The organism is Roseovarius carneus (genome assembly GCF_020141465.1).
In the GTDB taxonomy this organism is placed as follows: Bacteria; Pseudomonadota; Alphaproteobacteria; order Rhodobacterales; family Rhodobacteraceae; genus Roseovarius; species Roseovarius carneus.
The window spans coordinates 1,424,746-1,450,530 of the sequence record NZ_JAHSPD010000001.1 but is presented as its reverse complement, the minus strand read 5'-3'; the positions used below and the strand labels follow the sequence as shown (position 1 = coordinate 1,450,530).

Below are 25,785 nucleotides of genomic sequence, written 5' to 3'. Positions count from 1 at the left end.
CATGCGTTACCCCGCCGCAATATCGGTAAATGCACTTGACCTTTGGGACAGCACTCTGTTGAAAGCAGGCCAAGACAGTGCCGCTTTGCGCGGGGCCTTTGGCCTGTGCGAATGGCCCGCCCCGGAGGCTTTTCGCGCGCTTCAGCCACCCGGGCCGATTTCAGTGAACGCGCCAAACAGATGAGTGGCCGCCCGCGATGGACGATCAGAACAAGAACCTAATCCTTGCCACCGCGCTGAGTTTCTTCGTGATCCTCATCTGGTTTGTGCTCTTCCCCCCGCCAGAGCCGGACCCCGCCGCGATCACCGAAGCGGCCCCCGTGACGGAAACGCTGCCCGCCACGGCCATCGCGCCTACGGCGGCAGACCCCGAAGCACCCGCGCCCGAGGCCGCACCAACAGCGCCAGACGCGCCACGCATCGCCATCGATACGCCGACGCTGAAGGGCTCGATCTCTCTTCTGGGTGGCAGAATCGACGACCTGTCGCTGCGCAAATACCGCGATACGCTTGAGCCGGGTGCAGAAATCGTGAATTTGCTGTCTCCCATCGGCACAGATGCACCCTATTACGCGCTCTTCGGATGGGCCCCCGGCGGCGGTCTCACGCCTGAGCAGGTACCCGGAGCCAACACGATCTGGACCGCCGAGAGCGACGCAACCCTCACTCCCGATAACCCCATCGCGCTGACCTGGGACAACGGGACCGGGCTGAGCTTTCGCCGCGAGATTTCGATCGACGAGAATTACATGTTCTCGGTCACCCAATCGGTGACCAATAGTGGCACCGAACCCGCCACCCTCGCGCCTTACGGCATCCTCGCGCGGCACGGCCTGCCCGATGATCTGATGAATTTCTTCATCCTCCACGAGGGTGGCATCAAGATGGTGGATGGCGAGCTTACCGAGACTGATTACGATGATTTCCTGCCCGCAGGTCAGCATGAGGACGTGCTCGTCGCAACCGAAGGCTGGACCGGGTTCACCGATCACTACTGGATGACCACACTCATCCCGCGCGGCGAAACAAGCTTTGACATCAGCACGTTGCAGGACCCGCGCCGCGATATCTATCAGACCACGGTCAAGCAAACGACCCAGACCCTCGCCCCCGGTGAAAGCGCCGCGGCGCAGACCCAGCTCTTTGCCGGTGCCAAGGAATGGGAAGCGATCCGCAACTACCAAAATGATGGCGGCATCGACCGCTTCCTCGATTCCATCGACTGGGGCTGGTTCTTTTTCCTGACCAAGCCGATCTTCGCCGTGCTGCATTATCTTAACGCGTTTATCGGAAATATGGGCTGGGCGATCATCGGCCTCACGCTGCTGATCAAGGCCGTTCTGCTGCCGCTGGCTTATAAATCCTACGTCTCCATGGCGCGGATGAAAGAGCTGCAACCGCAGATGGAGAAGATCAAGGAATCCGCCGGCGATGATAAGCAGGCGATGCAAAAGCAGATCATGGAGCTTTACAAGAAAGAGAAGGTGAACCCGGCCTCGGGCTGTTTGCCGATCTTGCTCCAAATCCCGATCTTCTTCTCGCTCTACAAGGTGATCTTCGTCACGCTGGAGCTGCGCCACGCCCCGTGGATCGGTTGGATCGACGATCTGTCCGCGCCTGACCCCTCGTCGCTTTTCAACTTCTATGGCCTCTTGCCGTGGGACGCGCCGGAAGCGGGCTCAATCCTTGCGCTCATCTTTATCGGCATCTTGCCGTTGGGCCTCGGCATCTCAATGTGGCTCCAGCAAAAGCTGAACCCGACGCCCACGGACCCCACGCAAAAGATGATCTTCGCATGGATGCCATGGGTCTTCATGTTCATGCTCGGCACCTTCGCCAGCGGCCTTGTCGTCTACTGGATCGCGAACAACATGATCACCTTTGGACAGCAATATCTGATCATGCGCAGCCAAGGCTATAAACCCGATGTGTTCGGAAACATCCGCGAGAGCTTCAAACGCAAAACCGCCTCCGAGCCGCAGAAAGACCCCAAAAAATGAGTGGGATCGCGGGCTCGGGGCACGGCCTGATCGGGGCCGGCTGAGCTATGGAGCAGCTGCCTTTCCCCCTCGCACCCGCGCCCGATGAGCTGACGTCGGAGAAGGGCCGCATTCTCTTCGCCGGTGAGACTGAGTTTCTCAAAGGTGTGGTGGCCATGGATGGGCTGCCGCCTTCCGACAGGCTTGAGGTCTGCTTCGCCGGGCGCTCCAACGTAGGGAAATCCACGCTGATCAACGCTCTGACGGGCCGCAAGGGGCTTGCGCGTGCTTCCAATACCCCAGGCCGCACGCAAGAGATCAACTTCTTTACCCTCGCTCAGAGCCACTACCTCGTCGATCTACCAGGCTACGGCTATGCCAATGCCCCGCTTCCGATTGTGGAGAAATGGCAGCGTCTGCTAAAATCCTATCTGTCCGGGCGGCAAAACCTGCGCCGCGCCTTTGTGCTCGTTGACACCCGCCACGGGGTGAAGCCGGTGGATGACGAGATCATGAGCCTGCTGGACAGCGCCGCCGTGACCTTTCAGGTGGTGATGACGAAGGCCGACAAGGTTAAAGACGCCGAGCGCGCGCGCATCCTGACCCAAGTGCGCGGCGCGCTGGCCAAACATCCTGCAGCATTTCCGGAGATCATCCTCACCTCCAGCGAAAAAGGCATCGGCATCCCCGATCTGCGCGCCACCATCGCCACCCTTGCCTAAGCGCGCGCCCTCGGGGATAAACACCGCCATGAGGGACCAGACATGAAGAAGCGCGACATGAACCGCGATTGGATCGCCACAGCCAAAACCCTGTCCGAGGCGCTGCCCTATTTGCAACGCTACGATGGCGCCGTGGTTGTCATCAAATTTGGTGGCCATGCGATGGGCGACGATGCTGCGATGGACATGTTCGCACGCGATGTGGTGCTGATGCGGCAGGTCGGCGTGAACCCCGTGATCGTGCACGGCGGCGGTCCGATGATCAACGAGATGCTGGACAAGCTGGATATCCAATCCGAGTTCGTGAACGGCAAGCGGGTGACGGATGCCGCCACCATGGAAGTGGTTGAGATGGTCCTCTCGGGCCGTGTTAACAAGCGCATCGTGCAGGCGATCAATGCCCAAGGTGGCCGCGCCGTGGGCCTGTCGGGCAAGGACGCGAATATGGTCACGTGTGATCCTGCCGATCCGGCACTTGGCCTTGTGGGCAAGCCATCCGAGATTGACGCAGGCATCCTGCACACGCTTTTCCGCGACGATGCGATCCCGGTGATTGCCCCGCTCGGGTCGGGCCGCGCGGGCGAGACGTTCAACATAAACGGCGACACGATGGCCGGGGCTATCGCGGGCGCGCTCAAGGCCGACCGACTTCTCCTTCTCACCGACGTGGACGGGGTTCGGGATGCAAGCGGGGCCGTGGTCACCGAGCTGACCGCCGAGCAAATTCGTGCAATGACCGCAGAGGGCACCATCAAGGGCGGCATGATCCCCAAGACGGAAACAGCCCTTGCCGCCATCGCGGCGGGCGTGCGCGCCGTCGTGATCGTAGATGGGCGTGCGCCCAACGCAGCGCTTCTGGAGCTGTTCACCGAACATGGCGCAGGCTCCATGATCCGTGAAGGCTGACGCGCCTCATGACTTGCGCCGCGCGGCTTTCGGCATAGGTTGTTAGTCATGGAACACGAGACCCTCATCCGCCTTGGCATTTTCCTCGGGCTCTTCGCGCTTTTCGCAGCGCTTGAGGCATGGGCCCCCCGCCGCGTGCGGTCTGAGCCGCGTGGGCGGCGTTGGGTCACGAACTGGTCGATCACGATCCTCAACACATGCGCCTTACGCGCGCTCGCGGTTGGGCTGCCCCTGCTGGCCGTGGGTGCCGCACTCGATGCCGAGGCGCAGGGTTGGGGCCTGATGAACGCGTGGGAATTGCCTCTTTGGCTGGCCGTGATCGCCACCATTTTGATCTTCGATTTCGCCATCTGGGCGCAGCATCTCATCACGCATAAAATCCCGCTTCTGTGGCGCTTTCACCGCGTCCACCACGCCGACCGCGACATTGACGTGAGCACCGCGATCCGGTTTCACCCGGTCGAGATCGCCGTGTCCATGCTGTTGAAAATTGGCCTCGTCTACCTGCTTGGTGCGCCCGCACTCGGCATTATCCTCTTTGAGATCATCCTCAATGGCACGGCCATGTTCAACCACGCCAATATCCGTCTGCCCCTCTGGCTCGACAGGGCCTTGCGCCTCGTGCTGGTCACACCGGACATGCACCGCGTCCACCACTCGGACCGGCGCGATGAGCATGATAGCAATTACGGCTTTGCTCTCTCGATCTGGGATCGGATGTTCGGCACCTATATCCCGCAGCCCGCCGCCGGGCATGACGGCATGACCATCGGGTTGGAATGGCAAGATAGGCGGCCCTCAAAACTGGGGTGGAGCCTATGGCTGCCGTTTCGCAAGAATTGACCCTTGAGGATATTGCGCGCACCGCGGAGGTGGATGCGCTCAGCGTGATGGGAGCTTTGCATGAGAACGGTGGAACCGTTGTGTTGCTCGGACCCTCACAGGCGTTCTGGCCAATGCTGCAAGGCTCCGCCGAGATGCTGGATGGATGCAAAGACCAAGTGGACCGCTGGTCCCTGCGCGTTGTGACCCGGATGGCGCGAGCGCTGAACGCAGAGCCGCTCTTCCCCTTTGGCGGCCCACCCTACCTGCCGTTTTTGCGGTGGGCGATGGACAGCGGGCGCGCGTGGCAAAGCCCGGCGGGGATGCTGGTGCATGATACGGCGGGATTGATGGTATCCTATCGCGGGGCGCTCAGATTTGATTACACAATAATATTGCCTGCCCCGGTCACATCGCCCTGCACTACGTGCGAGGGTCAACCCTGCATGAGCGCCTGTCCGGTGGACGCGCTGAGCGCGGAGCAGGGCTATAACGTAGACGCATGCCACGCCTATCTGGACACAAGCGCAGGGCAGGATTGCATGAGCCTTGGCTGCCGCGCCCGGCGCGCCTGCCCGGTCAGCCAGAGTTTTGATCGCGACCCCGAGCAGTCGGCACTGCATATGCGCAGTTTTCACAAGACATGACGCGCCGCCTGATCCTGATGCGGCACGCGAAATCAAGCTGGGGCGCTGTGGATCTGAGCGATCATGACCGTCCACTGAACGGGCGCGGGCGGCGTTCGGCCAACGCCCTTGGCGTATGGATGCGGGCGCAGGCGTACGTGCCGGATGAGGTGCTCTGCTCGTCTTCCGTGCGCACTCAGGAAACGGCGGAGGGGCTGGGGCTGATTGCCCCCGTGACCCTGCTCAATTCGCTTTATCACGCAAGCCCTGAGGCGATGATGCGGGCATTACGCGACGCATCGGGGCAATGCGTGCTGATGATGGGCCACAATCCGGGCATCGCGGAATTTGCCCACGCTCTCGCCGCTACGCCCCCGGCACATCCGCGCTTTGCAGATTATCCGACCTGCGCCACGATGGTGGCGGACCTGCCCATCGATGATTGGGCACAGGCGGAAGCCCGCAGTGCGGAAGTCGTGGATTTTATGATCCCACGCGAGATCACGGCATAGAAAAGCCCCCGAACCGCATGAGGTCTGGGGGGCTCTCAAACGCAATTTGCGCGTCTATCAATGGCCGAGGATTTGGCTCAGGAAAAGCTGCGTCCGCTCAGATTTCGGGTTGTTGAAGAACTCTTCGGGCTCGTTTTGCTCAACAATCTGGCCCTGATCCATGAAGATCACCCGGTTAGCCACCTTGCGGGCAAAGCCCATCTCGTGGGTCACGCAGAGCATGGTCATGCCCTCCTCAGCCAACTCGATCATCGTGTCGAGCACTTCGGCAATCATCTCGGGGTCAAGCGCCGATGTCGGCTCGTCAAAGAGCATGATGCGCGGCTTCATGCACAGCGACCGGGCGATGGCCACACGCTGCTGCTGCCCGCCCGAAAGCTGACCGGGGTATTTATCGGCCTGCTCCGGGATTTTCACCTTCTCAAGGAAATGCATTGCCGTTTCCTCGGCTTCCTTCTTGGGCGTCTTGCGGACCCAGATCGGCGCGAGAGTGCAATTCTCAAGGATGGTCAGGTGCGGGAAGAGATTGAAGTGCTGAAAGCACATGCCGACCTCGGACCGGATCTTGTCGATATTCTTCAGGTCCGACGACAAAAGCGTGCCATCGACCGTGATCTTGCCCTTCTGATGCTCCTCCAGCGCATTGATGCACCGGATCAGCGTGGACTTGCCCGAGCCCGACGGCCCGCAAATCACGATCCGCTCGCCTTGGTAGACGGTCAGGTCAATGTCGCGCAGCACGTGGAAGCTGCCATACCATTTGTTCATATTGTCGATCGAGATCGCAACCTGATCGGAGACTTTCATTTGAGTGTTCTCAGCCATGCTTGCGGCCTCCTTTAGGGTATCCTGACGCGTTCACTGCGTAAGGGCACATTAACGATGATCCGTGGCAAGGCGACGCTCAAGCCACTGAGAATATTGCGAAATGCCGTAGCACACGACGAAGAATAGGATGGCGGCGAAGCTGAAGAGCTCCCAGTAGACGCCGTTCCAATCGGTGGACGCAAGGATCGGCCCGCGGATCATGCCCACAAGGTCAAACATCGAGATGACCGAGACAAGCGTGGTATCCTTGAAGAGGCCCACCGCCACGTTCACGATCCCCGGAATGGAGATTTTGAGCGCTTGGGGCAGGATGATCAGCCGCATTGCCTGAGGGTAATCAAGACCCAGAGAATCAGCCGCCTCATACTGACCCTTCGGCAACGCAGCGAGCCCGCCCCGGATCACCTCGGCGATATAGGCGGAGGCGAACATCGTGATCATGATAATCACCCGCAGGATCAAATCGAATGTCGTGCCGGGCGGCAGGAAATAGGCAAGCACCACGTTCGCCACGAAGAGCAAAGTGATGAGAGGCACACCCCGGACAAACTCAATAAACACCACGCAGATACCCTTGATCAGCGGCATCGACGATTGCCGCCCCAGCGCCAGCGCGATGCCCAGTGGGATAGACAAAGACACGCAGACCACACCGAGCATCATGTTCAGCATGAAGCCACCCATGTCGCGCGATTGGACCGCCTCAAGGAAAGTCTCCTCAGGCGTCAGCGCAGGTGTGATGAAGCCAGAGGCATACCAAACGACCAAGGCCGTAGCGACCCCGCCAAAAAAGCCCAGCGCGAAGTTTTGTTTGCCGAAGCGGTCGAAGACAACGTAGCCCGCGACAAAGCCCAGTGCCGCAAAGATTGGAATAAAGATAGAGCCACCCCAGATCAGCCAATAGGCGATGAAGGGGTAGACGGCGGTGAAGAGCAAAAGCTTGCGCGGCAGGTCGAAAAACAAAACCGGCGCTGCGGCGAAGAACAGCAAAACAAAGGCCAAACCGGGCCGCCAGTATTGATCAGACGGGTATTGGAACCCGAAGAGAAGCTGGTTCCACCGCTCCGTCAGGACCGAGAAACACGCAGCCGCCTGCCCCTGAAGGGCTTCGCGGCATTCCGCAAGGCTGTCTGTGTTCCAGATACCATTCAAGATCCAAGGCAGGGTCGAGGACAGCAGCAGGAAGATCACATAGGCCGAAGCGATGGTCAGCAACGCGTTGGGCAATGTCGCGAACAGGTTCTCGCGCATCCACGCGACAGGCCCCGCCGCCGATGAGGGGGGCGCCTGTTGCTCGATGGTGGTTTCGCGGACGAAGGCGACGGAATGTGCATGTGTATCTGACATGGCTCAGCGCTCCTTCAGCTTAATTGCGTTGTTATAGACGTTCATCACCGCAGAAATGCTCAAGGAGATGATGAGATAGAAAAGCATCAGCAGCAAAATACACTCAATCGCGCGCCCCGATGTGTTCAGGGTGATCCCGCCCAGCGTGGCCGTTATATCCGCATAGCCCACGGCGATTGCGAGTGAGGAGTTCTTGGTGATGTTGAGATATTGCGAGATCAGCGGCGGGATGATCACCCGCAGCGCCTGCGGCAGCACCACAAGGTTCATGATCCGGCGCGGGCGCATCCCAAGGGCGGCGGCGGCTTCGGTCTGGCCCTTGGAGACGGCCTGAATACCTGCGCGCACATTCTCCGCGATAAACGCGCCGGTATAGATCGAGAGGGCGAACCAAAGTGCGATCAGCGGCGCAGGCACCTGCAAACCACCCTGAAGGTTGAAGCGGTTGGCCAGCGGGTCGGGCGCATCAAGGCTGATGGGCGACCCCATAACGAAATAAACGATAATGGCCGGGACAAAAAGGATCACCAGCGAGGGCCAGCCCATGGGCAAAAGGCGGCCCGTATCAAAGAGTAGCTTCTTAGCATAGCGGCGATAGGCGAACACGCCGATGATGGAGGCAAAGAACACACCCACCACAATGCCCGATCCCGGACCCCACACCGGCAGCGGCACATAGATGCCCCGGTTGGTGAATGCGAAATACCCAAGACCCAATTGCTTGGACGGGTCATCGCCCAGATAAGCCCGCGGGCTGTCGAGGGCGGCGGTGATGATGGTGAAGATGATGATGATCCAGATCAGCACCGGAATATTGCGGAAGATCTCGACGTAAAAGGACATGAGCTTGCGCACGAGCCAGTTGTTCGACAGGCGCAAAACGCCTGCGATCACACCAAAGATCGTCGCGGTGGCACAGGCCAGAACCGCCACCAGAAGCGTGTTGATGATGCCCACCCATGCGGCCTGAAGGTTGGTCGACTGGCTGGTGTAAGGAATAAGGGTCTGGTTGATATCATACCCAGAGGGCGCATTCAGAAAATCAAACGAGATGTTCAGCCCGGCCGCAGCAAGGTTCGTCACCAGATTGTTCGCGAGCGTCGCAATGCAGTAGATCAAAACCAGCAGGGCAATCGCCTGAAACGTCAAAGATCTGTAGCGTGTGTCGCTCAGCAACATGCCGATACGAAACGACTCCTTAGGAGGGTCGGTGAGAGCGGTCATCTTGAGTGTTCCCCGTCATGTCGGCCCGATGCTTAAGCTGGCGTCTTTTTTGCGCCGAGGGCCTGTTCGTTCGCGTATTGGTAATTGTTGTCTTGGTCGGCTAGTCGTCTTGGCGCAAGGCACCAGATGTGATGCCTCCGCTGCGGTCGCTTCAAGTGAGAAGGGCGCGGCGATTGCCGCGCCCTTCAAGACACAATCCCGGTTTAGCGGAAGGGCGGTGTGTAGAGCAGGCCACCATCGGTCCACTGAGCGTTCAGGCCACGGGCCAGACCGATCGGAGTGTTCTCACCAATGTTTTTCTCAAACAGCTCACCGTAGTTGCCGCCAACCATGATCGCTTTCGCGGCCCAGTCTGCGTCAAGTCCCAGTTGCTCGCCAAGGTTGCCCTCGGTGCCAACCAGACGGTTGATCTCAGGGTTGTCGCCTGCTGCAGCGGCCATATCGGCCACGTTAGCGGAGGTCACACCCAACTCTTCTGCTGCGATCAGAGCGTTCAGCGTCCAGCGCACAACGTCTGCCCACTCGTTATCACCGTGACGGACCAGCGGGCCGAGCGGCTCTTTCGAGATGATTTCGGGCAGAACGACGTGATCTGCGGGGTTCTCAAACGCGGCACGTGTTGCGGCGAGGCCTGAAGCGTCGGTCGTGTAGGTGTCGCACGCGCCGGCAAGATAGAGCTGCTGGCCTTCGGCGTTGGTTTCAATCGGCACGGGCTCGTAGCTGATGTTGTTCTTACGGAAGAAGTCCGCAAGGTTCAGTTCGGTCGTTGTGCCAGTCTGGATACAAACGGTCGCGCCGTCCAGTTCCTTGGCGGAGCTTACGCCCAGCGCCTTGGGAACCATGAAGCCCTGGCCGTCATAATAGTTGATGCCGACAAATTCGAACTTCAGATCGACGTCGCGGCTGAAGGTCCATGTGGTGTTACGCGCCAGCATGTCGATTTCGCCCGAAGCCAGTGCGGTGAAGCGCGTTTTGCCGGTTGTGGGAACGAATTCCACCGCCGTGGCATCGCCCAGCACAGCAGCAGCAACAGCGCGGCACACGCCAACGTCGAAGCCGTCCCAGACGCCGTTTGCGTCGGGGGCTGCGAAGCCGATGAGACCGGTTGTAACGCCGCAGTTCAGCGTGCCGCGTGCTTTGACATCGTCAAGCGTACCGGCGGCAGCGACACCAGCGGTCACGCCAGCGACGGTCAGCGCGCCAAGAAATACGGATTTTTTCATGTTTACCTCTTCCTGATTATCCACCCATTCAGGGGGGTGGTTCATTCAGCTCAATTGTTTGAGCCAGATCGAATTACGCATGACCAGGCCAAAAGCCCGCTCAGCGCGTTGGAGAATGGAAGGATTCATTCACAAAGGTCAAGGGTCGTATCACGAAAAAAGATACTTCGCCCCCCTCTTGACCTAACGTCAGGTTATAACGGAGGCAGGCTCAGCGCGCCTGTGCGAGGTGGAAAAACCGCAAAGCGTGCAAAAATGCCTCACGCTTTATGGCTGCCATTTCCTCGGCCTCATCATCCGTGCCCCAAAGCTCGGCCTGCCAAGCCTCGTCCAAGCGCGATAAATCCCAAAGGGTTTCAATATCTTGCGCCCCACGCACCGCCGCCAGGCCAAGCACGATAGACCCTGAAAGCCCCACCAGATCATGCAGCGCCGTCAGCTCAAAATCATCAAAGCCATGCACGATTTGCCGCAAGGTTTCGAGCGCGCCCACGTCCTGCGGAGTGTGCATGACACCGCTTACGGGCCGAAGTCGCGCGCCAAGATCCGAATCGGCCCAATCCAGAAGCGGGTCCCAAAGTGACGCCTGCCGCTCGACCAATTCTTGCGGACTCTCGGCGCGGTAACACAGCAAATCCGTGTCGCCATAGCCCGCGATCATGTCTGCCACTTCGGCGCGCTGTATGCTCAGCTTGTCAATCGCCGCATTGACCGACCGCGTGACGGGCATGGACGCGGGGTCCACCTTTTCGATCTGCGCGTCCCATTCGGCGGCCACGGCCTCGGCCATCGCGCGGGTGGGCACCCTGAGCGCCGCCTTGGCCGGGGTGCGCACAGGGCGCGTGTCCAAAAGCACCTCAAACCCACCCTCGGCCTCGGCCACATGCGCGGTCTCCCAGAATCGTTTGGGTCTCCACTCACTCATCGTGCCGCCTCCCACAGAGCCTCAAGCACGCCGTCCAGCGCGCCAAAATCCTCAATGATATGGTGCGCCGATCCCAGCGCGTCCACCGGATGATAGCCCCACGCGACACCAATCGCGGCCACACCTGCGGCGCGCGCCATGTCCATGTCAAAGCTGGTATCGCCGATCATCACCGCGTCCTGCGCCTCAACACCGGCTTCATGCAGGGCCGCGTGGATCATCGACGGGTGCGGTTTTGACGGGTGGTGGTCACTCACCTGCTGTGTAGTGAACATGCGCTGCAAGCCATGCCCCTCCAGCAATTTGTCCAAACCCCTGCGCGACTTGCCCGTGGCCACGCCAAGGATAGTCTCGGGGCGCAGGGATAGCCGTTCCAACGCCGCCCGCGCACCGGGATAGAGCGGCGAGGATTCCGCCGCGCCAGACTTGGCCCTGAGCACCATGTATGCATCCTTGTAGCCCTGAACCATCGCCACCTGCCGCGCCGGATCGAGAGCGGGCGCCAGACGCGGGATCGCCACCTCCAGCGACAGACCAACAATGCTGAGGATCTCGGCGCGCCCCGGTGCGTCCAGCCCTTGGGCGGCAAAGGCCGCATTCATCGCGGCCACGATATCGCCCTGACTGTCCACCAATGTGCCGTCCACATCAAAGAGGATCAGCCGAAGCCGACCACTCATTCCATGTCCTCAAACGGGTCCGCTGGCACATCAGACGCACGCCATTGGAACGTCTCCCACGTATGCTCCATATGCGCGGGCAAGGGGGCCGTGATATGCAGCATCGCCTTGGTCACAGGGTGTTCAATCTTCAGCGAGCGCGCGTGCAGGTGCAGCTTGCGGCTGATATCGCCGCCCAATTGTGCGCCCCAGCCGTCGCCCAGGTTTTCCTGCCCCGACCCGCCATATTTCCCGTCACCGATGATGGGATGGCCCAACTCGGCCATATGCGCCCTAAGCTGGTGCGTGCGGCCCGTCACCGGCACCAGAGCGGCCCATGACGTGCGGCTGCCCGCCGCCTCAAGCACGGCGTAATCGGTGGTTGCGTGTTTCGCGCCCTCGGTGCTGTGCACTTCGCGGGGATGGATGCAATGCATCTTCTCGCCCTCGCCCTTGGCCCCATGCCCCGGCGCTTTCAAAAGCCCGTATTTGATCGTACCCATACGCGGCAAAGGCACGCCCGCAATCGCGGCCCAGTATATCTTGCGCGTGGCCCGGTGCCGGAACGCCGCCGTCAGGCCCTTGGCCGCCTCACGGGTGCGGGCCAGAATCAAAACACCGGACGTATCCTTATCGAGACGGTGCACGAGCCGGGGTTTTTCATCCAGATCAAAGCGCAACGCCTCGGCCAGACCATCCACATGGCGATGTTGTTTCGATCCACCCTGCACCGGCAGGCCGGGTGGCTTGTTCAGCGCGATCACATGATCGTCGCGGTAGATCACACAGGCCCGGATCATCGCCGCATCGGCATCCGTCACGCGCCGTGGCCCCTCATGCACCGGGGCCGCGTCTGAAATCGGCGGCACGCGCACGATCTGCCCCTCTTCCAGCCGGGTGGAGGGCTTCACCCGCCCACCCTCGATCCGCAGATCCCCCTTGCGGCACATCTTCTCGATCTGGCTTTGGCGCAGGTTCGGAAAGCGGCGGCGCAGCCACCGGTCCAGCCGCTGATCCGCTTCGCCCTTGGCGATGTAAATTGTCTGAACCCGGCTCATGCCAGCACCCCCCGCGCGGCCCAAATGCCAACCACCAGAGCGCCAATCGACAGGCCCACCGACAGCGCCACGTAAGCTGCGGCCGCGCCCACTTGCCCGCGTTCGAACAATGTAAACGCCTCCAGAGAGAAGGCCGAGAAGGTGGTGAACCCACCCAAAATTCCGGCCATGACGAAGGGGGTGAGCCCCTCAAAACCCCGGTGCAGCGACCACACGAAGAACAGCCCCATCAGGAACGAGCCGAGCACATTTACGCTGAGCATGGCGATGGGAAACCCCTGCCCGCCCGTGCGGCTAAGCAACAGCCCCGCGCCAAAGCGCAGCATCGCGCCGATGGCCCCGCCGAGGCCCACTTGGAGAAACGTCATGATCATGGCCCGGTCTGTCGCGCGCGCACCGCCCATTGTCAACCATGGCGTCACCTGTGCCGCTGCGTGCAGATTTTGCCGCAAACCGCACAAAATCCGCTTTTGGCCCGCCCGCGTGACCGCTAACATGATGCGCAAATTCGCAGATGCGATCCCGACACCAAGCCGAAAGCCCAACATTGTGACGCATATCTCAGACCCCGCAGCCCTCCTGCGCCGCCTTTTTGACCGCGCGGTCGCCGTGGCCGACCCGATGCAAAGCCTCGCCGCTGCCTTGCCCCCCCGCCCGGAGGGGCGTGTGGTGGTGATCGGTGCGGGCAAAGCCTCGGCCCGGATGGCCGAAGCGGTGGAGGCCGAATGGGGCCCTTGCGAAGGTCTGGTGATCACGCGCTATGGCTATGCCCGTGCCTGCAAAGGTATCGAGATTGTCGAGGCCGCACATCCGGTGCCGGACGCCGCTGGGGTGGAGGCCACCAAGCGGATGCTGGCCCTCTTGGAAGGTCTTGGGGAGAATGATTTCGTGCTCGCGCTTATCTCTGGCGGTGGATCGGCGCTTTTGATCGCGCCCTCGGGCGGCATAACGCTGGAGGAGAAACGCGCGCTCACCGACGCGCTTCTGGCCAGCGGCGCGCCCATCGGGGCGATGAACTCCATCCGCAAGCAGCTCTCTGACGTCAAAGGCGGAAAGCTTGCGGCAGCGGCTTATCCTGCACGGATGCTCGCGCTGATGATCTCGGATGTACCGGGCGACAATCCTGCGGAAATCGCAAGCGGCCCGACCGTGGGCGATCCCGGCGATGCAGCGGGGGCGCTAGCCTTACTGGAGCGCTTCAACGTCACGCCGCCCGAGGCCATCGGGGCCTATCTCAAGGCAGGCGGCGCGCCCCTTGCGCCGGGCGACAAACGCCTCAGCCGGGTCGAGAATGTGATCTATGCCGCCCCGTCACAATCGCTCGCCGCTGCCGCAAAGATGGCACGCGCCGAAGGGATCAGCGTGCATATCATTGGCGACGCTCTGGAGGGCGAGGCGCGCGATGTGGCCGCCGCACAGGCCCGCGAGGCGCTGGAGCTTCAGGCCACGCTGCACAGCTCGGACGCGCCCATATTGCTCATGTCGGGTGGCGAGCTGACCGTCACCCACCGGGGCACCGGGATCGGCGGACCGAATGCGGAATTCGCGCTGGCCCTCGCGCTGGCCCTCAAGGGCGCGCCCGGCATTCACGCGATCGCCTGTGACACGGACGGGGTGGATGGTGCGGCGGAAGTGGCGGGAGCCATCATCGGGCCGGACACGCTCCGCCTTGGCCCGGATGCGGCAGATGCGCTGGACAAAAACGACGCCCACAGCTTTTTCGCACGGATCGGCGCGCAGGTCGTACCGGGGCCGACCCTCACGAATGTCAATGATTTCAGGGCGATCCTGATCGAGCGGGTCTAAGCCTCAGATCTTCTCAAGGATCGAGAGTGTCGCCGCCCCATAGCGCCGCGCATCGCGCAGCCTCAGCCCCGCAGGCGGCCTGATCGGCGCGCCCTCTTCCCAGACGATCAACGCGCCTTGCGCGATCCATCCTCCCTTTAGGGCCGCCTCAAGCGCCTCCTCCCCGAGGCCGCGCCCATAAGGCGGATCAAGGAAAACCAAGGTCGCAGGCACTGGCCCCTCACGCACTGGCCCAAGCGCTCGCGCATCCCGGCGCAGCACCCGCGCCCGCGCGCCCGCCCGGAAAAGCGTGATATTCTCGTCCAAGAGCTTCAGCGCCGCCGCACCGTTTTCCACAAAAACAGCCTCCGCCGCCCCCCGCGACAACGCCTCCAGCCCCAAGGCCCCCGTGCCCGCAAAAAGGTCCAGGACCTGCGCGCCCGGCACAGGGTCTCCCATGGCACCGGCCAGCACATTAAACACACTCTCGCGCACCCGGTCGCCCGTGGGCCGTAGCGCCGCGCCCGCGTCGCCCGCCCCCACCGAGGCCAGCCGCCGCCCGCGCCACTCTCCGGCAATGATCCTCACGCGGACAAAAGCGATTTCAACGCGACGCCAGTATTAGCCACAAGCGCAGGATCGGGCGACATCCCGCTCTCGATCAGCCGCTTGCCCACCATGTAGGCGCGCGGCGCGTTCATCGCGTCCACCGCCAGAAGGGTGCTGCCGCGGTAATACCAATAGGACACCGCCCCCTCCGCCTCCTCGGGGCGCGTCACGATGCGATCATAGCCGGTATTGAGCCCCGCGATCTGAAGTTTCACGTCGTATTGATCCGACCAGAACCACACCTTCGGGACATATGCAGTATCCGCGCCCATGATATTGTCGGCCACGCATTCCGCCATATCAATCGCGTTGGGCACGCTCTCAAGGCGAAGCTGGCTCGCGCGGTAGGGAAAGCTCGCGCAATCGCCTGCGGCCCAGATATGCGCATCGCTGGTGCGCCCCTGCGCGTCACAGCGGATGCCATTGTCAAGCTCCAGCCCCGCCGCCTCGGCCAGCCCAGTGCCGGGCGCAATCCCCACGCCGACGATGACAAAATCCACGTCGATCTCGGTTCCGTCCGACAGGCGCGCACCCCGCACACGCCCCTCCCCCAGCAAGGTTTCAAGCCCCACGCCCTCGCGGATATCCACCCCATGCGCGCCGTGCAAGGCGCGGAAATAATCCGACGTCTCGGGGGCCGCGACACGCTGCAAGATCCGCTCCGACATCTCCACCAACGTCACACGCAGGCCCTTGGAGGCCGCCACCGCCGCCGCCTCCAGCCCGATATAGCCCCCCCCGACGATCAGCACATGCGCCCCAGAGACAAAACGCGGCTCCATCGCGTCCGCATCCGCCAGATCGCGCACCACATGCACGCCCTCCAGATCGCCGCCGATGGCTGCGGGCAGGCGGCGTGGCGTGGACCCCGTGGTCAGTACCAGATGGTCATAGCTCAGGCGCGCGGCCCCCAGATGCACCTCGCGCGCGGCACGGTCGATGCCTGTCACCGCCACCCCAAGGCGCATATCAATCGAGTGCTCGGCATAAAAACTCTCGGGCCGCAGATAAAGCCGCTCCAGATCCATCTCGCCCAGAAGGTATTTCTTCGACAAGGGGGGGCGCTGATAGGGCGGCACCGCCTCGGCCCCGATCAACGTCACTTCGCCCTCGAAACCGCGATTGCGCAGCCGCGCCACAAGGGCCGACCCGGCCTGCCCAGCGCCAATCACAACCACATGCCCCATAACAATCCTTCCAAAATTTCCCATAGCCACCGCGCCACGCGGCCTATATCTACGCGACAATCAAACCTCATGACCAGACAGGATGCGACCCATGACCATTTCAAAAGGCGACACACTTCCCAACGCAACCCTCACCCATATGGGCAAGGACGGCCCCGAGCAGATTGAGCTGTCGGAAAAGCTGAGCGGCCGCAAGGTCGTGATCTTCGCCGTGCCCGGCGCGTTCACCCCCACCTGTCACTCGGCCCATGTCCCGAGCTTCATCCGCACCAAGGACGCGCTCAGCGCCAAGGGCGTGGAGGAGGTGATCTGCATCTCCGTCAACGACCCCTTTGTGATGGGCACATGGGGCGAGGTCACAGGCGCGTCTGCCGCGGGCATCACTATGCTTGGCGATGCGGAAAGCACCTTCACCAAAGCCATCGGGATGGAGTTTTCCGCAGCCCCCGTCGGCCTGATGGAGCGCTCCAAACGCTACGCGATGGTGGTCGAGGACGGCAAAGTCACCTTGCTGCACGAAGAAGAAAATCCCGGCGCCTGCGAAGTCTCCGCCGGCGAGGCGATCGTCGCCGCTCTGTAAAAGTCAAAGCCGCAGGCACATATCGCGCCTGCGGCTTTTTCTTGGTCTAAATACCCAATATCACCCGGCCTGCGGCACGCTACCCGCCGAAAAGCTTATCCATCTTCCGCGCAAGCTTGGCATCCAGCGCGCTCAGACCGTCCACATCATGGGTGGTCAGCACCACGCTCACACGGCTGTAGACGTTGCTCCATTCGGGGTGATGGTCCCATTTCTCGGCCCAGACCCCTGCCTGCACCATCCATCCCAGCGCACTGGCGAAATCGGCGAATTTGAACTCTTTGCGGATCGCGTCGCGCCCGTCTTCCATGGCCCATCCATTGGCCAGAAGCGGCTCGATCATGGTCTCTCGGGCGGTCTCGCTCAGACGTTCGGTCATTGGTGATCCTCCATGTTTGATTTGCGAAATGGGCCGTAGGAGGTGAGGATGTCAATATCATCCTCCACCGCCCGCGCCTCGGCCCGAAGATAATCTGCCACCGCCTCCGCAAACCCCGGATCGCGCAGCCAGTGCATCGAATGTGTGGCCACGGGCAGATAGCCGCGCGCCAGCTTGTGCTCGCCTTGCGCGCCCGCCTCCACGCGGGCCAAACCGTGGACAATCGCATAGTCAATCGCCTGATAATAGCACAGCTCAAAATGCAGGCACGGGTGGTCCTCGACGCAGCCCCAATAGCGGCCATATAGCGCCGAGGCCCCGATCCAGTTCACGGCACCCGCCACCGGACGATCCCCGTCCATGGCCAAAATCAGCAGGATATCGTCGCGCAACCGCTCCTGCGCCAGATCAAAGAACCTGCGGGTCAGGTATGGCGTGCCCCATTTGCGCGCGCCGGTGTCTTGGTAAAACTCCCAGACCGCATCCCAATGGTGCGGCTCGATCTGGTCGCCGGTGAGTTGCACGATTTCCCCGCCGAAACCCTGCGCGCGGGCGCGTTCCTTGCGGATGTTCTTGCGCTTGCGGGCGCTGAGCGCGGTGAGGAAGCCATCGAAATCGCCATAATTCTCGTTGACCCAATGAAACTGCTGGCTCCGGCGCGGCATAAGGCCCAAGTCAGCGGCGCTGTCGGCCTCCTCCTCGCTGCAAAACGTGATGTGCAGCGAGGACAGCCCATTGCGCTCGCCAAGCCCCACCGCGCCTTGCACCAGAGCCGCACGGCCCATGTCCTCAAAACCGGGCCGCGCAAGCAAGCGCCGCCCCGTCGCGGGCGTGAACGGCACAGCCATTTGCAATTTGGGATAATAGCGCCCACCCGCCCGCTCATAGGCATGGGCCCAGTTGTGATCGAAGATGTATTCGCCCTGACTGTGCGATTTTGCATAAAGCGGCGCGCAGCCAATAATCTCGCCACTCTGCTCGGCGGTCAGGTATTGCCCTTGCCAGCCGGTGCCGGGCCCGACCGATCCGCTCTCCTCCAACGCCTGCAAGAAACGATAGGTCGTGAATGGGTCTTCGGCCCGCGCGCCGCCCGCCGCCTCGGGGCAGGCGCAGGCATCCCATGCCTCCGGCCCGATCTCGGCGATGGAGCCATAGGCGCGGATGATGATCTCGGTCTCAGCTTCGGTCTCAGTCATCGGGTGCCCCTGCTCAGGCCTTACAAAATGGCGCGCCCGCGCGGGGGATCAACCCGGATGCGGCGCGAGATAGCCCTCGAAGGTGATGTTATCCGCCACGCGGCGCGCCTGTCGTTCCTGCTCAGCGCTGCGCACGGTCCATGTCAGCACTGCCGCCCCTTTCGATTTCAGATCGGCCACGCGCCCCCGCGCCAGATCATCCCGCTCATGGCTGATGAAGCTGCACTCCGCCTCGTCATACTCGGCAATCTGGCGCAAATGGTCCCGCGTGGCGGCGGGCAGTTGCGCCCAATCCACATCGCTCGGGTCATAGGCGCTGGTGACGATCCCGCGCGGCACGTCCGGGGCCAAATCCCGCAAGGCCAGCACCATGTGCGGATTAAACGACATCACGGCCAGTGGTCCGGCATAACCCGCAACGTCGCGCGCCACAGCCCGCTCCAACGCGCCATCCCCAGCTCCCATCGCGCCATGCTGGTCCTTCAGTTCCACCAAAAGCGCCGCACGCCCATCAACAAGCGTCAGAACCTCGGCAAGTGTCGGGATGCCCTCCGCACCGCCCGAAAGCGGCATCTGGCCCAGCTCTGCGGCGCTACGCTCGGCAACAAGCCCGTCGGCACCCGTCAGACGCGTCAAAGCATAGTCGTGAAAGACCATGGCCACACCATCGCAGGACAGCTGTACGTCCACTTCGATGCCATAGCCCGCCGATATCGCCGCCTCTATAGCACGGCGCGAATTCTCAGGCCGCCCTGCGCCCTTATCGTGCAGTGCACGATGCGCCAGCGGCGCGTGCAAAAACGCCGGATGGAGCCTCATTTGATCTGAAAGATGCCTTCGATTTCCACCGCGACGCCCAGTGGAAGTGCCACCGCCGAAACGGCCGCGCGGGCGTGTTTGCCTACATCGCCCAGCGCATCACCAATGAGGTTGGACGCGCCGTTGATCACCTGCGGCTGCTCGGTATAATCGGGCGTGGAGTTCACGAACCCCGTGAGCTTCACGACCCGCACGAGCCGGTCCAGATCGCCGCCACACGCCGCCTTGACCTGCGCCAAAAGCGAGATCGCACAGGCGCGCGCAGCTTCAGCACCCGCTTCAGTGCTCATATCATCGCCCAGCTTGCCCTTTATCAGACCCGCCTCATTCTGGCTGATCTGGCCCGAGACGTAGACGATATCGCCCACCTGCACGTATGGCACATAATTGGCGGCGGGCGCCGGGGCATCCGGCAAAGCCACCCCCATTGCCGCCAGTTTTGTCTCAAATTGACCCATCATCGCGTCCTTCAATATCTATGTTTCACTGGACGCTACCGCGCGCCCGCGACGAAGGAAACGCCAAATGCCGCACCCCGTGGGAAAAGTCACACATGGGCCCCATCTGGTCCCCATAGCTTGCATCGAACCCGGTGAAGAGCTAATTCGCTCCATGCATTTGGGTGAATCTGTTCTGCTCTGTGCTAGGGTCTGGGTGATTCTATCTGGTGCCTGCAACGGCCCGACACGACCCAAATACTAACGTAATCCACGCCCGAAACGATTTAAAACTGGAATGCCGCCTGTGAGCCAACACCCAAACCCTTCCGAGCCTTGGTGCAGGCGCCCTGTGCTTGCATTGGCAGCGACCCTTTTGATTGCGGCTTGCGGCACGCCCGACCCGGCCCTCACGCGGGGCGAGCCGTTTGACCCCTATGAGGCCGAAAACCGCAAGATGCACGAGTTTAACCGCTCCGTTGACCGGGCCATCGTGCGCCCTGCCGGGGTTGGGTATGCCAAGGCCATTCCAGATGATGTGGAAACGCTGGTCAGCAACTTTGCGACCAACCTGTCGCTTCCCTCGGCCATCGTGAACAGTGCGCTCCAAGGCAATGGCCGCGCGATGAGCACGGATCTTTACCGCTTCATTGTGAACACCACGATTGGTCTCGGCGGGCTTTTTGATACAGCCACCGACCTCAACATGCCGCGAAAATCCGGCGCTGATTTCGGCCAGACCCTCTATGTGTGGGGCGTGCATGAAGGCCCACTGGTAGAGCTTCCTTTCTTGGGCGCAGCCACAACGCGTGACGCAGTGGGCAAAGTGGTGGATCTGTTTACCAATCCGCTCTCCTATGCGGTCGAATCGCCAGAAAGGTTCTATGGGACTGCCGCGTCAGCCTCGTCCAGCCTCACCAATCGAGGGCAGTTCAGCGATACAATCGACAGTGTTTTGTACGAATCCGCCGACAGCTACGCGGCAACCCGCTCAATTTATCTGCAAAACCGCCGTTTCAAGGTGAGCGGGGGTGGCTCTGAAGGGTTCGCCGACCCATATGATAGCGGAGCATCCGCAGTTTCAGACCCGTATGAGGACCCATATGACCAATAATCTTACGCGTCGTTTTGTTCTTGGCGGTGCCGCCGCGGTCGCGATGGCAGCCCCCATGCCCGCCGTCGCCTTGACCGACGCGTCCGCCAAGGCGCTGGTGAATAAGGTCGTGGAGGAGATCAACGGCGTCATCGCCTCGGGCCGTGGTCTCAACGCGATGATCAAAGAGTTCGAGCGTATTTTCACCCGCTATGCGGATGTGAACATCATCGCCCAATCAACCCTTGGCGCGGATGCGCGCCGCGCAAGCGCCGGACAGATGCGTGCCTATACGGACGCGTTTCGCGGCTATGTCGCGCGCAAATACGGCAAGCGGTTCAACGAGTTTGTCGGCGGCCGGATCGAAGTGAAAGACGTGCGCGAGGTCAAATCCTGGCATGAGGTCCGCTCGACAGTCTATCTGCGGGGCGAATCGCCCTTCGAGGTGCGGTTTTTGGTCTCTGACCGGTCGGGCAAGGATCTCTTCTTCGATATGGTGATCGAAGGCATCAGCCTGCGCCTGAGCGAGCGGACGGAAATCGGCTCCATGCTGGATCGTCGCAACGGCGATATTGACGGGCTTATCGCGGATCTGAAAACTGCCGGCTAAGCGCAGTAATCCAAGCGCTGCTGTCTACCCGCCGCCCAAGAGCTTCCTCAGAATATTCTCGATAGGCCCGTTGCGGTCCTCTTGCCACGCGGGACGCTCCTGACCTGCCGGTACGCCCTGCTGGCCATCGCCAAAGCCGAAGCCGTCTGCCACAGGCCTATCGGGCACGCGGATCATTGGCAGGGGGCGCGCGGGCAATCCTTCATGCACACGCACCATCACCTCGTGCCAGATCTCGGAGGGAAGGCCCCCACCCGTCACACCCGTGAGCGGCGTGTTGTCGTCATAGCCCATCCAGACGCCCGCCACGTAATCGGCGGTAAAGCCCAGAAACCACGCATCGCGCGCAGCCTGTGTCGTGCCGGTCTTGCCCGCCGCCTCGCGCCCCGGAAGCAGGGCACGCCCGCCCGTGCCGCCATGCACAACGCGGTGCATCATATAGGTTAGCTCTTCGGCGGCCTCTTGGCGGATCACCCGCTCTCCAATACCGCCGCCCGTGCCCATCAGCGGCTCATCCTGCCCCAAAAGACGCAGCTCCACGAGGCCATAAGGCGTGACCGACGATCCGCCGTTGAGTATCCCCGCATAAGCGCCCGACATCTCCAGAAGCGTGCTCTCGGACGCGCCCAGCGCCAGAGCAGGGCCATCGGCCAGATCGCTTGCTATGCCAAAATCGCTGGCCACTTTGCGCACGAGGTCACGGCCCACACTCTCCGATATCTTCACCGCAGGAATGTTATAAGACTTCGCCAGCGCCTCGGTCAGGGTCACACGGCCATGGAAGCGGTTGTCGTAATTGCTCGGACACCACGCGCCCGAGCCTGCGATGTTGAGGCAATATGGCTCGTCCACAATCGTGTCCTGGCTGGAATAGCCAAGCTCAAGCGCTGTGGCATAAACGAAGGGTTTGAAGCTCGACCCGGTCTGACGGTTCGCTTGGGTCGCGCGGTTGAACCCGCCCGATATCTTGCTCTGCCGCCCGCCGACCATGGCGCGCACCGCGCCATCCGCACTCATCACCACAATGGCCGCCTGGGCCTTGGACCCTTCTCGCACTTTGGTCTCGAAAATAACGCGCAGCGCGTCTTCGGCGGCTGTTTGCAACCGCTGATCCAGCGTGGTGCGGATGATGACATCCTCGGTCGTGTCACGGGTGAAAAACTCAGGACCCGAGGCCATGACCCAATCGGCAAAGTACCCGCCTGCCTGCCGGGCGGCGGCGTCGGAAAGCTCTGCCGGGTTGGCCTGCGCCTCGCGCGCTTCATCCGCGCTCAGATATCCCTGCTCGGCCATCAGGCGCAGCACGGTCGCCGCGCGGTTCTGGCTGCGCTCAATATTGGAGGTGGGCGCGAGGGTTGAGGGGGCGGTCAAAAGCCCCGCAATCATTGCGCCCTCGGCAGGGTCCAGCGCCACTGCCGGTTTACCAAAATAGCGCTGTGCAGCGGCCTCGGCCCCATATGCGCCCGCCCCCAGATAGGCACGATTGAGGTAAATCGACAGGATTTCATCCTTCGAATACTTGACCTCCATCGCCAGTGCGTAAATTGCCTCCTTGGCCTTGCGCGCCAGCGATCCACGGCGGCAATCGCGCACATATTCACGCTCGCTCTCCCATTCGGATTCGACATATTCCACGCCAAGGCAGAGAAGCTTCGCCGTCTGCTGCGTGATGGTGGAGCCGCCATGGCCCTGCAACGGCCCGCGCCCCTCGCTCATATTGATACGCACCGCCGAGGCTACGCCGCGCGGGCTGATCCCGAAATGGCTATAAAAGCGTCTGTCCTCGACCGCGATCACCGCATTGCGCAAATGGCGCGACACAGATTCCGCCGTCACCGCCCCACCAAACTGATCCCCGCGCCACGCAAACACATCCCCATCCCGGTCGAGCAAGGTCACAGAGCCACGCGCGCGCCCGTCCAGAAGCGCCGAGACATCCGGCAGCGTTGTATAGGTATATCCCGTGGCCAGCCCAACAATGAGCCCCACAAACACCGCCACCCGCCAGCCTACGCCCCACACGATCCGCCAGATCCAGCGCAAAAGCCCGCCGAAGAGGCGGCGCAGAATGCCACCCTTGGCGCGCGGGGTGGCCCGCCTACGCCTCGGCGCCGGCTTGGGTTTAGGTTTGGATTTGGGTTTGCGCTTATCCGCCACCAAGGGGGGTTTACGCCGTCCTGTATTGCTCATGCCACCCCTGCCCGGAGCCTTTGATTTTGCAAGACACTACCCGCCCCCGCGACAAAAGTAGAGGGGCGATGCACCCGGCTTTGCGTTTTTTCGTCCGCCCAAATTTTGTGCGCTGGTGTCATTTTGCACAAAATTTAGACGATCACCCCAGGCGAGCCCGCCAAAATACCCCGCTCTGCCTTTGAGAATCCCTCACCATGAGCCTTTGCTGCACCTGCACAATGCCTGCACATCTGCGGGCAAAATAAGGGGAGTGGGACGTGAAACTCATCATTGCGACAATCAAGCCCTTCAAGCTTGAAGAAGTCCGCGAAGCGCTGACGGGTATCGGCGTGCGCGGCATGATGGTCACCGAGATCAAGGGGTTCGGTGCCCAATCGGGCCATACGGAAATCTATCGCGGCGCTGAATATGCCGTGAATTTCGTGCCCAAGATCAAGCTGGAGATCGGCGTGGCCGACAGCATGGCCGACCAAGTGGTCGAAACCATCGCCGCCGCCGCCAAGACCGGCAAGATCGGGGACGGTAAAATCTTCGTGGTGGACATCAATCAGGCCATGCGCGTGCGCACCGGCGAGACCAATGAGGACGCGCTGTGAACGGCGCGCGGGGAAAGGACATGACAATGAACACCTTCAAGACACTGACGCTGGGCGGAGCACTTCTTGCGCTCCCGTCCATGGCGCTGGCACAGGATGCGCCTGCGCCAACTTTCGACGAAATCGGCCCCTACATCATGACCACGCTGCTCTTTCTCGTGGCGGGCTTTCTGGTTTTCTTCATGGCCGCAGGGTTTGCCATGCTGGAGGCGGGCCTCGTGCGCTCCAAAAACGTGGCGATGCAGTTGACCAAGAACATAGCGCTCTTCTCATTTGCCGCGATCATGTATTGGCTCATCGGCTTCAACCTGATGTATCCCGGCGATGGTTGGACCATCGCAGGTTGGGTGGGGCCTTTCTTTGACCAGACCGTGCTGGACCCTGTGGGCATCGCCGCGGCGGACGCCGATCTGGGCTATGCCTCCATCGGGTCAGATTTCTTCTTCCAACTGGTCTTCGTGGCCGCCACCGCCTCAATCGTGTCGGGTGCTTTGGCCGAGCGGATCAAGCTTTGGCCCTTCCTGATCTTCGTCGTGGTGCTGACGGGCGTCTTCTATCCAATCTCGGGCTCGTGGCAGTGGGGCGGCGGCTGGCTGTCTGAAGCGGGCTTCTCGGACTTTGCGGGCTCCACAGTTGTGCACTCCGTGGGTGGCTGGGCGGCTTTGGCGGGCGCAATCATCCTTGGGCCGCGCTTGGGCAAATATACCAAAGAGGGCAAAGTGAACCCGTTCCCGGGCTCCAACCTTGCGCTTGCCACATTGGGTACGTTCATCCTGTGGCTCGGCTGGTTTGGCTTCAACGGCGGCTCGCAACTGGCCGCGGGCACCGTGGGCGACATCTCTGACGTCAGCCGCATCTTCGCCAACACCAACATGGCCGCAGCCGCCGGTGCAGCCGCCGCTTTGATCATGACGCAACTGGTCTACAAAAAGATCGACCTCACCATGGTGCTGAACGGCGCGCTGGCCGGTCTCGTGTCCATCACAGCCGAACCTCTGGCGCCGTCGCTTTTCGGTGCGCTCTGGATCGGTGCAGTGGGCGGTATCATCGTGGTTCTCACGGTGCCGATGCTGGACAAGTTCAAGATCGACGATGTTGTTGGCGCGATCCCGGTGCACCTCTTTGCGGGGATCTGGGGCACCATCGCGGTTGTGTTCTACAACAGCGATGCGAACCTCATGACGCAGCTTCTGGGCATCTTCGCCTACGGTGTGTTCACCTTCGGGGCCTGCCTGATCCTGTGGATCGTGCTCAAGGCGACCATCGGCATCCGTGTCAGCGAAGAGGCCGAAGTCAACGGTCTCGACACCACAGAGCTGGGCATGGAAGCCTATCCTGAGTTCTCCAAAGGCTGATACTCCTCCCTGAGACGGCCATGAGAAACCTGAGGCCCCGGGCGCATATGCTCGGGGCCTTTTTCTTTGCCACCAGCCAAAGCCCTGCGACAAGTGGTCCGGAGCCAAATAGTTT

At 61.7% G+C, this 25,785-nt stretch carries 27 protein-coding genes; 12 read left to right on the top strand and 15 right to left on the bottom strand.

Annotated features, from left to right (window positions below; genetic code table 11):
- The first annotated feature begins 197 nt into the window (after positions 1–197).
- The 6 genes from yidC to KUD11_RS07250 are packed head-to-tail and all read left to right on the top strand — an operon-like array spanning position 198 to position 5,567.
- On the top strand, positions 198–2,000 hold the full coding sequence (yidC, locus tag KUD11_RS07275) for a membrane protein insertase YidC (RefSeq protein ID WP_109385297.1): 1,803 nt from the start codon (positions 198–200) through the stop codon (positions 1,998–2,000).
- A 47-nt stretch (positions 2,001–2,047) separates the two neighbouring features.
- A complete protein-coding gene (gene yihA, locus KUD11_RS07270; protein ID WP_109385298.1) occupies positions 2,048–2,701 on the top strand; it encodes a ribosome biogenesis GTP-binding protein YihA/YsxC in 654 nt (217 codons plus the stop codon).
- 42 nt (positions 2,702–2,743) lie between these two features.
- Entirely contained in the window at positions 2,744–3,607 is an 864-nt protein-coding gene (gene argB / locus KUD11_RS07265; RefSeq protein WP_109385299.1) for an acetylglutamate kinase, read from the top strand.
- Between the two features lie 48 nt (positions 3,608–3,655).
- On the top strand, positions 3,656–4,450 hold the full coding sequence (locus KUD11_RS07260; protein WP_109385300.1) for a sterol desaturase family protein: 795 nt from the start codon (positions 3,656–3,658) through the stop codon (positions 4,448–4,450).
- A complete protein-coding gene (locus KUD11_RS07255; protein WP_224380165.1) occupies positions 4,426–5,076 on the top strand; it encodes a ferredoxin in 651 nt (216 codons plus the stop codon). Before KUD11_RS07260 ends, KUD11_RS07255 begins: the two co-directional genes overlap by 25 nt.
- Entirely contained in the window at positions 5,073–5,567 is a 495-nt protein-coding gene (locus KUD11_RS07250; RefSeq protein WP_109385301.1) for a SixA phosphatase family protein, read from the top strand. The genes KUD11_RS07255 and KUD11_RS07250 overlap by 4 nt, the downstream gene beginning before the upstream one ends.
- Before the next feature lie 57 nt (positions 5,568–5,624).
- Here the strand turns inward: KUD11_RS07250 and KUD11_RS07245 are convergent, their stop codons facing one another.
- The 8 genes from KUD11_RS07245 to crcB all read right to left on the bottom strand — a co-directional run bounded on the left by KUD11_RS07245 (position 5,625) and on the right by crcB (position 13,205).
- On the bottom strand, positions 5,625–6,392 hold the full coding sequence (locus KUD11_RS07245; protein ID WP_109385302.1) for an amino acid ABC transporter ATP-binding protein: 768 nt from the start codon (positions 6,390–6,392) through the stop codon (positions 5,625–5,627).
- Between the two features lie 51 nt (positions 6,393–6,443).
- Positions 6,444–7,742, bottom strand: coding sequence for an amino acid ABC transporter permease (locus tag KUD11_RS07240; RefSeq protein WP_109385303.1), 1,299 nt, complete (start codon positions 7,740–7,742; stop codon positions 6,444–6,446).
- Positions 7,743–7,745: 3 nt separating this feature from the next.
- Entirely contained in the window at positions 7,746–8,966 is a 1,221-nt protein-coding gene (locus KUD11_RS07235; protein WP_109385304.1) for an amino acid ABC transporter permease, read from the bottom strand.
- A gap of 203 nt (positions 8,967–9,169) precedes the next feature.
- Complete coding sequence (locus KUD11_RS07230; RefSeq protein WP_109388095.1) at positions 9,170–10,189, bottom strand: amino acid ABC transporter substrate-binding protein; 1,020 nt, start codon at positions 10,187–10,189, stop codon at positions 9,170–9,172.
- 211 nt (positions 10,190–10,400) lie between these two features.
- Positions 10,401–11,114, bottom strand: a complete 714-nt coding sequence (locus KUD11_RS07225; RefSeq protein WP_109388097.1) for an ATP12 family chaperone protein — start codon at positions 11,112–11,114, stop codon at positions 10,401–10,403.
- Complete coding sequence (locus KUD11_RS07220) at positions 11,111–11,794, bottom strand: HAD-IA family hydrolase (protein ID WP_109385305.1); 684 nt, start codon at positions 11,792–11,794, stop codon at positions 11,111–11,113. Before KUD11_RS07220 ends, KUD11_RS07225 begins: the two co-directional genes overlap by 4 nt.
- Positions 11,791–12,831: an RluA family pseudouridine synthase gene (locus tag KUD11_RS07215; RefSeq protein ID WP_109385306.1), complete on the bottom strand. Its 1,041-nt coding sequence runs from the start codon at positions 12,829–12,831 to the stop codon at positions 11,791–11,793. The genes KUD11_RS07220 and KUD11_RS07215 overlap by 4 nt, the downstream gene beginning before the upstream one ends.
- Positions 12,828–13,205: a fluoride efflux transporter CrcB gene (gene crcB, locus KUD11_RS07210; RefSeq protein WP_109388099.1), complete on the bottom strand. Its 378-nt coding sequence runs from the start codon at positions 13,203–13,205 to the stop codon at positions 12,828–12,830. The genes KUD11_RS07215 and crcB overlap by 4 nt, the downstream gene beginning before the upstream one ends.
- A 124-nt stretch (positions 13,206–13,329) precedes the next feature.
- On the opposite strand from crcB, the gene KUD11_RS07205 reads away from it, so the two are divergent.
- Positions 13,330–14,637: a glycerate kinase type-2 family protein gene (locus tag KUD11_RS07205; RefSeq protein ID WP_109388101.1), complete on the top strand. Its 1,308-nt coding sequence runs from the start codon at positions 13,330–13,332 to the stop codon at positions 14,635–14,637.
- 3 nt (positions 14,638–14,640) lie between these two features.
- Here KUD11_RS07205 and rsmD read toward each other — a convergent pair whose 3' ends face one another.
- Positions 14,641–15,204, bottom strand: coding sequence for a 16S rRNA (guanine(966)-N(2))-methyltransferase RsmD (gene rsmD, locus KUD11_RS07200; RefSeq protein WP_109385308.1), 564 nt, complete (start codon positions 15,202–15,204; stop codon positions 14,641–14,643).
- Positions 15,201–16,412, bottom strand: a complete 1,212-nt coding sequence (locus KUD11_RS07195; RefSeq protein WP_109385310.1) for an NAD(P)/FAD-dependent oxidoreductase — start codon at positions 16,410–16,412, stop codon at positions 15,201–15,203. The genes rsmD and KUD11_RS07195 overlap by 4 nt, the downstream gene beginning before the upstream one ends.
- A 91-nt stretch (positions 16,413–16,503) precedes the next feature.
- On the opposite strand from KUD11_RS07195, the gene KUD11_RS07190 reads away from it, so the two are divergent.
- A complete protein-coding gene (locus KUD11_RS07190; protein WP_109385312.1) occupies positions 16,504–16,992 on the top strand; it encodes a peroxiredoxin in 489 nt (162 codons plus the stop codon).
- A 79-nt stretch (positions 16,993–17,071) separates the two neighbouring features.
- On the opposite strand, the gene KUD11_RS07185 is transcribed toward KUD11_RS07190, so the two are convergent.
- From KUD11_RS07185 to KUD11_RS07170, 4 genes are read right to left on the bottom strand one after another with little or no spacing between them, the layout of a single operon-like run.
- On the bottom strand, positions 17,072–17,371 hold the full coding sequence (locus tag KUD11_RS07185; protein ID WP_109385314.1) for a 4a-hydroxytetrahydrobiopterin dehydratase: 300 nt from the start codon (positions 17,369–17,371) through the stop codon (positions 17,072–17,074).
- Positions 17,368–18,567, bottom strand: coding sequence for a GNAT family N-acetyltransferase (locus KUD11_RS07180; protein WP_109385316.1), 1,200 nt, complete (start codon positions 18,565–18,567; stop codon positions 17,368–17,370). Before KUD11_RS07180 ends, KUD11_RS07185 begins: the two co-directional genes overlap by 4 nt.
- A gap of 48 nt (positions 18,568–18,615) precedes the next feature.
- Positions 18,616–19,386 carry a glycerophosphodiester phosphodiesterase family protein gene (locus tag KUD11_RS07175; protein ID WP_109385318.1) on the bottom strand — a complete coding sequence of 257 codons (771 nt, stop codon included), beginning with the start codon at positions 19,384–19,386 and terminating at the stop codon, positions 18,616–18,618.
- The gene (locus tag KUD11_RS07170) at positions 19,383–19,844 is read right to left on the bottom strand and encodes a RidA family protein (RefSeq protein ID WP_109388103.1); all 462 of its coding nucleotides are present in this window, start codon (positions 19,842–19,844) and stop codon (positions 19,383–19,385) included. Before KUD11_RS07170 ends, KUD11_RS07175 begins: the two co-directional genes overlap by 4 nt.
- Positions 19,845–20,175: 331 nt before the next feature.
- Here KUD11_RS07170 and KUD11_RS07165 point away from each other — a divergent pair, with 331 nt between their 5' ends.
- Together KUD11_RS07165 and KUD11_RS07160 are read left to right on the top strand one after the other, a co-directional pair.
- Entirely contained in the window at positions 20,176–20,937 is a 762-nt protein-coding gene (locus KUD11_RS07165; RefSeq protein WP_224380164.1) for an MlaA family lipoprotein, read from the top strand.
- Entirely contained in the window at positions 20,927–21,526 is a 600-nt protein-coding gene (locus KUD11_RS07160; protein WP_109385322.1) for an MlaC/ttg2D family ABC transporter substrate-binding protein, read from the top strand. Before KUD11_RS07165 ends, KUD11_RS07160 begins: the two co-directional genes overlap by 11 nt.
- A 24-nt stretch (positions 21,527–21,550) precedes the next feature.
- Here the strand turns inward: KUD11_RS07160 and KUD11_RS07155 are convergent, their stop codons facing one another.
- Entirely contained in the window at positions 21,551–23,716 is a 2,166-nt protein-coding gene (locus KUD11_RS07155) for a transglycosylase domain-containing protein (protein ID WP_181375288.1), read from the bottom strand.
- 260 nt (positions 23,717–23,976) lie between these two features.
- Between KUD11_RS07155 and KUD11_RS07150 the strand changes: the two genes are divergently transcribed.
- Together KUD11_RS07150 and KUD11_RS07145 are read left to right on the top strand one after the other, a co-directional pair.
- The gene (locus tag KUD11_RS07150; protein WP_109385324.1) at positions 23,977–24,315 is read left to right on the top strand and encodes a P-II family nitrogen regulator; all 339 of its coding nucleotides are present in this window, start codon (positions 23,977–23,979) and stop codon (positions 24,313–24,315) included.
- A 26-nt stretch (positions 24,316–24,341) separates the two neighbouring features.
- Positions 24,342–25,670 carry an ammonium transporter gene (locus KUD11_RS07145; RefSeq protein ID WP_109388107.1) on the top strand — a complete coding sequence of 443 codons (1,329 nt, stop codon included), beginning with the start codon at positions 24,342–24,344 and terminating at the stop codon, positions 25,668–25,670.
- Positions 25,671–25,785 lie beyond the last annotated feature (115 nt).